Origin of the sequence: Rubrivirga sp. (genome assembly GCF_049648075.1) — a bacterium.
Taxonomy (GTDB): Bacteria; Bacteroidota; Rhodothermia; order Rhodothermales; family Rubricoccaceae; genus Rubrivirga.
Genome location: NZ_JBARYR010000129.1, coordinates 1 through 4,141 on the forward strand (window position 1 = coordinate 1; position 4,141 = coordinate 4,141).

The following is a 4,141-nucleotide window of genomic DNA, read 5'->3' on the forward strand; positions in this document are numbered from 1 at the left end:
CGTCGTGTTGTCTCGGTATCGCCCCACCGTCGTGCTGCGCGGCAGCGGCGGAGGACGACGGTCCGGGGCGATCGGGTTTCGACAGGGCCTGATCGTCTTTCAGTTCGTGGCGACGCTCGCGCTGCTCATCGGCTCCATGGTGGTGCTCCTCCAAATGCGATATGTCGAGGGCAAAGACCTTGGATTCGAGAGCGAGTCGCGAATTCTGGTCCACGTACCGAAGGGCGACGACGCCCGCGCGCGCTTCCGCGAGACCGCTAGCCAGTCGCCTGCGATTCGGCACGTGACGTACGCGATGGGAGGCCCGACCAAGAACGGCCGCCTGAGTCAGACCTACACGTGGGACGGCGTATCGCTCAGCGAGGCCCAGTCGCTCCAGACGATCCCCGTCGACGCCGAGTTCGTCGATACGTTCGGGCTTCGTCTCATCGCTGGACGCGCGCTGGCGCCGGACGACGAAGTCGATCCGCACGGCCGCGTCGTCCTCGTCAACCGGTCGATGACGGAACGAATGGGGTTCGAGACGCCCGATGCGGCTGTCGGCGCGGCACTCCGTGGTGAAGGCGGTGAAGGGGCACTGGGTCTGCTCGACATCGTCGGCGTCGTTGAGGACTTTCACCACGGGTCGCTGCACAACGGGATCGACCCGTCGGTGATGCTCTACTGGCCCCGGTGGACGAGCTGGGCCGGCATCACGCTGGCGTCTGCCGGTGGCAGCGCAGGCATCGACGCGGTCGAGGGCGCGTTCGAGGCGGTCTACCCGGATACGCACTTCCGCTACGAGTTTCTCGACGACCAGCTCGCGGAGTTGTACGACGACGAGCGCCGCATCGCGTCCACCCTGCGGATGTTCACCGGCCTCTCCGTCTTGATCGCATGCCTCGGATTGTTCGGGCTGGCGGCGCTCACGGCGGCCCAGCGCACGCGCGAGATCGGCGTCCGGAAAGTGCTCGGAGCTAGCGCAGCGTCGATCGTGGCGCTGCTGTCGAAGGAGGTCGTTCGGCTCGTCGGAGTCGCACTTCTCGTCGCCTCTCCACTCGCCTACATCGCGATGCGTCGCTGGCTAGACGGGTTCGCCTACCGCGTCGACCTCGGACCGGTCCCTTTCTTGGTCGCAGGTGCGCTCGTGCTCGTGGTCGCCTTGGCAACTGTCGGCGGTCATGCTCTCCGTGCGGCAACGGCGGATCCGGTGAGCGCCCTTCACGCTGACTGACCTGCTCGCTGACCAATCTCTCGTCGCCTCCCTTACCGGGTCGTGCCTCAGGCGATCGAGCGCCTCCTCCTCTACCGATTCACCTCGCCATGCGGTACCCCTTTGCCGCGCTCCTGTGCGCGCTCCTCATTCCGGCCTCGCTCGCGCAGACAGCCGACGAGGTTGTCATCACGGCCGACGTCGAGCGGTTCTGGCAGGCGTTCGATGCCGTCTCCGCAGCCCCGGATAGCGTGGCACAGTACCGACTCCTTGATGAACTGTTTGTCGCTCCGGGCACTCCCGGCCTCCACGCGCTCATGGAGCGCCGCGGCTACACGGCGGAGGAGTACGTGACCACGATCCTCGGTGCCCCTCGATTCTGGGCGTCCGTCCGCGAGAACACGCTCCGCGCTGGTGACTACGCCGAAGAGATCGGACAGGTGGTCGAGCGGCTCCGCGCGCTTTATCCCGCCTTGCGTCCCGCTCAGATTTTCTTCACGGTCGGCGCGCTTCGTACCGGCGGAACGACACTTGGAGACCGTGTCCTGATCGGTTCTGAGATCGCGATGGCGGACAGCGCAGCCGTCACCGACGAACTGCCCGACTGGCTCCGTGACAACCTCCGTCGCCACTTCGATTCGAACCCCATCGAGGACGTGGTCTTGCTCAACGCGCACGAGTACGTCCACACGCAGCAGGGAGAGTTCGGGGCCGACCTCCTTTCCGTCGCCCTCCAGGAGGGGGTGGCCGAGTACGTCTCGGTGCTCGCCGCCGAGCAGCCGTCGGCAGCGCCGTCGGTCGCCTTCGGCCAGTCCAATGAGCCCCGAGTCCGCGACCGATTCGCAACCGAGATGTTCAGCGGGCGGTGGAACGACTGGCTATACAACAACACAGAGAACACGTTCGGCGTCCGCGACCTCGGCTACTACGTCGGCTACGCCATCGCTGAACAGTACGTGGAGCGCTCCGCGGACCGGACGCGAGCCATCGCCCGTCTCATCGAACTCGACTACCAGGACCCATTGGCGGTCGAGACGGTCGTTGAGGCGTCGCGGTACTTCGACCGCCCCCTCGACGACCTCCGAGCGGACTACGAACGGGAGCGGCCGACAGTGGTTCGGATCGCCGAATTCGAGAATGGAACCCATGACCTCGACCCCGCGATCCAGCGCGTCAACGTCACGTTCTCGGCGCCGATGAATCCGAGGTTTCGCGGCTTCGACTATGGACCACTCGGGGAGGACCACGTGCTCCGCGTCACCCAGTTCGTCGGCCTCAGCGACGACCGCCGTACGATCGCGGTCGACGTGGCTCTACGCCCTGGCTCCCGGCACCAACTCACGCTCTCCGACCAGTTCCGCGACGACGCCGGGCGGTCGCTGGTCCCGTACACGATCGACGTAACGACCGGGAGCAGTCCAGGTCGCTGAGCAGGCCGAGGAGGTTCGAGCGCCCCAAGAAGCCGTACGGGGTTCGAACACACCCACGGAAATGGCGACGATCTTTCTCGCCTCGTTCTCCTCGCGAGCCAACTCGAACACCATCGGATCGCCGACCCGAATCACCGAGCCATCGAAGGGACGGGTGACCTCCTACTCCGAGGCGGCCTTCGCGCTCGGGTCACGACGGGCACGGTACCGGGGCCTCCCAAAGACGCGCCTCCAGCACATCGCGACGGCGGCGGAGATGAACCTGAAGCGGGCGGTAGCGTGGCTCGACGGGGTGCCCCGGTTCGGTACGCGGGTGTCCCACTTCGCCCGGCTGGCGGTCGCCGCCTGAATTCGCCAACAGCGTCGGGATACGTGTAAAATGTCATCATAGCGCGACGGCCTCTCCGCGCCCGTCGGCTCCCGAGACATCCCACGAATCCAGATGGTCCTGCTCCGAGGTACCCGCCGCCTGCTCAAAGGAGCGACGGCCCTTCTCAGCGACGGGCCGTCACCGGACGTCGGGCCACTGGAGACGTGGTACGCCAATACGGTCGCGCTCCCGTATCCCGGCCGCTCGCTCGTGCTCTTCACCGCAGCCGACACGATGCTGAGCGTCGTGGCCCCAGGGCGTTCGCTTCGAACGACGCTCCCCGTCTTCCGGCGCCGGGTCCCTCTGCTACTCTTGCGCCTCGGGCTGCCCGGCGCGTGGATCCAGGCGCGAGCCGACGCGCTCGCGGATGTCCACGTCGCGCGCGCGGGCGCTCAGACGACCGACCGGCGCGTGCTCGGCACGATGCTCGACGCGACCTATCAGATCCGAGCGGAGGCCGAGGCGGCAGGAGCGTTTGACCGCCTCGACCTCGACCGAGTGGAGGACCGCCTCGCCGACGTCCCCCTCGGCGCGATCGGGTACGGGCGTCCGGCCGGTGCAGTGGCTCGGATGGCGGAGTCGTAGCCGACGAGCTACGCCTCTGCCCGCGCCTGTTTCACGATCCGGCCGACGACCGACCGGCTCGCGCTGGCCTCGTCGCCGCTCTCGTGAGCGAGCGCGGCGTGGATCTTCCTAACCGAGAGGTCGGTGGTGCGCGCGAGTTCTGCGATCCGCTCCGCTACGTCCCCGTCTGTGGCCGGTCGACCGACGTGGCGACCGCGCGCCTTGGCAGCGGCCATCCCGGCCTGGACCCGCTCGGCGATCAGCGCCGACTCCAGCTCGGCCATCGCGCCGATGACGGCAAACATCGCCCGGCCCATCGGGCTCGTCGTGTCGACGTTGTCCTGGACGGAGACGAACCGGACGCCGAGGTGGTCGAACTCGTCGAGCGCGCGGACGAGGTGGGACACGCTCCGGGCGAACCGGTCGAACTTCCAGACGAGCACGCAGTCGAGCTCGCGCCGCCGAGCCGATGCCATAAGCCGGTCGAGGTCGGGGCGGCCCTCCTTGCGGCCCGACACGGCGACGTCGGTGTAGGCGGCCACGACCGTGAGCCCGGCGCGGCCGGCGAAGGCGCGGAGTCCGTCG

At 67.8% G+C, this 4,141-nt stretch carries 5 protein-coding genes; 4 read left to right on the forward strand and 1 reads right to left on the reverse strand.

Translation table 11 applies throughout. From position 1 onward, the window contains the following. The 4 genes from WBA11_RS03675 to WBA11_RS03690 all read left to right on the forward strand — a co-directional run. Positions 1–1,213, forward strand: a 1,213-nt coding sequence (locus WBA11_RS03675) for an ABC transporter permease (RefSeq protein WP_424519371.1), incomplete at its 5' end; no start/stop codon positions are given. An 89-nt stretch (positions 1,214–1,302) separates the two neighbouring features. Further along, positions 1,303–2,622 (forward strand): hypothetical protein, encoded by a 1,320-nt coding sequence (locus WBA11_RS03680; RefSeq protein WP_424519372.1) that lies wholly within the window; start codon positions 1,303–1,305, stop codon positions 2,620–2,622. Between the two features lie 154 nt (positions 2,623–2,776). Next, the gene (locus WBA11_RS03685) at positions 2,777–2,971 is read left to right on the forward strand and encodes a hypothetical protein (RefSeq protein ID WP_424519373.1); all 195 of its coding nucleotides are present in this window, start codon (positions 2,777–2,779) and stop codon (positions 2,969–2,971) included. A 93-nt stretch (positions 2,972–3,064) separates the two neighbouring features. Beyond that, a complete protein-coding gene (locus WBA11_RS03690) occupies positions 3,065–3,577 on the forward strand; it encodes a DUF6933 domain-containing protein (RefSeq protein WP_424519374.1) in 513 nt (170 codons plus the stop codon). 8 nt (positions 3,578–3,585) lie between these two features. Here the strand turns inward: WBA11_RS03690 and WBA11_RS03695 are convergent. Then, a partial coding sequence (locus WBA11_RS03695) for a recombinase family protein (protein WP_424519375.1) occupies positions 3,586–4,141 on the reverse strand: 556 nt, incomplete at its 5' end.

Bases quoted from the DNA above. Each gene is read 5' to 3' on its own strand.
- WBA11_RS03680 (WP_424519372.1), top strand. From the start codon at position 1,303: ATGCGGTACCCCTTTGCCGCGCTCCTGTGCGCGCTCCTCATTCCGGCC.
- WBA11_RS03690 (WP_424519374.1), top strand. From the start codon at position 3,065: ATGGTCCTGCTCCGAGGTACCCGCCGCCTGCTCAAAGGAGCGACGGCC.